Annotated in this window: 1 protein-coding gene and 1 pseudogene; both read left to right on the forward strand. The window is 68.4% G+C overall.

Annotated elements, in window-relative coordinates:
• Nucleotide 1: 1 nt before the first annotated feature.
• Nucleotides 2–1,054: an adenosine deaminase family protein gene (locus ACSFA2_RS25525; protein ID WP_435458126.1), complete on the forward strand. Its 1,053-nt coding sequence runs from the start codon at nucleotides 2–4 to the stop codon at nucleotides 1,052–1,054.
• Between the two features lie 8 nt (nucleotides 1,055–1,062).
• Nucleotides 1,063–1,254, forward strand: a pseudogene (locus tag ACSFA2_RS25530) (tripartite tricarboxylate transporter substrate binding protein); the annotation flags it as partial.

A 1,254-nucleotide genomic window follows, 5' to 3' on the forward strand; every position in this document is an offset into this window, starting at 1 on the left:
GATGCTCCGCGCCATGCCCAAGGCCGAGCTGCATTGCCACCTGTTCGGCACGGTGCGCCACGAAACCTTCAAGCAGCTCAATCTGCGCGCCGGCTCGCCGCTGGCGGCCGACGAGATCGAGGGCTTCTACACGCGCGGCGAAAAACCGGTCGGCGTGCTGCGGGTGCTGCGCGCGCTCGACGCCCAGCTGGTACGCAGCGCCGGCGACCTTTACCAGCTCACGCTCGAATACCTGCAGGACGCGGCCTCGCACAACGTGCGCTACGCCGAGTTCTTCTGGAACCCGACCGGCACCGTGCACGAGTCGGGCATTGCCTATCCGCTCGCGCAAGGCGCCATCGTCCGAGCGATCCAGGACGCGCAGCAGGAGTTCGGCATCACCGGCCGCCTCATCGCCGCCATCGACCGCGAAGCCAGCCCCGAGGCGGCCGTGGAGATGGTCGAGTGGGTCAAGGCGCATCGCTGCGACGAGGTGATCGGCATCGGCATCGACTACCGCGAGGTCGACCGTCCGCCTGAACTGTTCACGCAGGCCTATGTCGATGCGAAGAAGGCAGGCCTGAAGACCACCGCGCACGCGGGCGAGTTCGGCATGCCCTGGACCAACGTGCGCACCGCGCTCGACGTGCTGCAGGTCGACCGCATCGACCACGGCTACACGGTGGTCGACCAGCCCGACTTCGCGCGCGAATGTGCTGATCGCGACGTGACCTTCACGGTGGTGCCGACCAACTCGTACTACCTGCGCACGTTGCCGCCCGAGCGATGGGCCATCGATCACCCGATCCGCCGCATGCCCGGCCTGGGCCTGCGCATCCACCCCAACACCGACGACCCGACGCTGCACAAGGTCACGCCCACGCAGGCCTGGCTGATGATGGTGCGCGACTTCGGCTTCGGCCTGGACGACCTGCGCGGCTTCATGCACAACGGCCTCGACGGCGCGTGGATCGACGACACGCAGCGCCGCGCATGGCGCACGCAGTGGAGCGATGAATTCGACACGCTGCGCGCCCGCCTCGACACTGAACCCGCCCCCACCATCCTCGAATGACCCACGCCATGAACACACCCCGCCGCCTGCTCCTTGCCGCCGCACTTTGCGCCGCGCTTCCCACCGCGGCCCTCGCGCAGGCATGGCCCGCTGCCAAGCCCATCACGCTGATCGTTCCCTACACGGCCGGCGGCAGCGTGGACGTGAATGCGCGCCTCGTCGCGCAGCGCCTCGGAGAACGCCTCAAGCAATCGGTGGTG

It is taken from the genome of Variovorax cryoconiti, from assembly GCF_051216395.1.
Taxonomy (GTDB): domain Bacteria; phylum Pseudomonadota; class Gammaproteobacteria; order Burkholderiales; family Burkholderiaceae_C; genus Variovorax.

Excerpts from the sequence above, each read along its gene's own strand:
- ACSFA2_RS25525 (WP_435458126.1), top strand. The coding sequence starts at position 2 with ATGCTCCGCGCCATGCCCAAGGCCGAGCTGCATTGCCACCTGTTCGGC.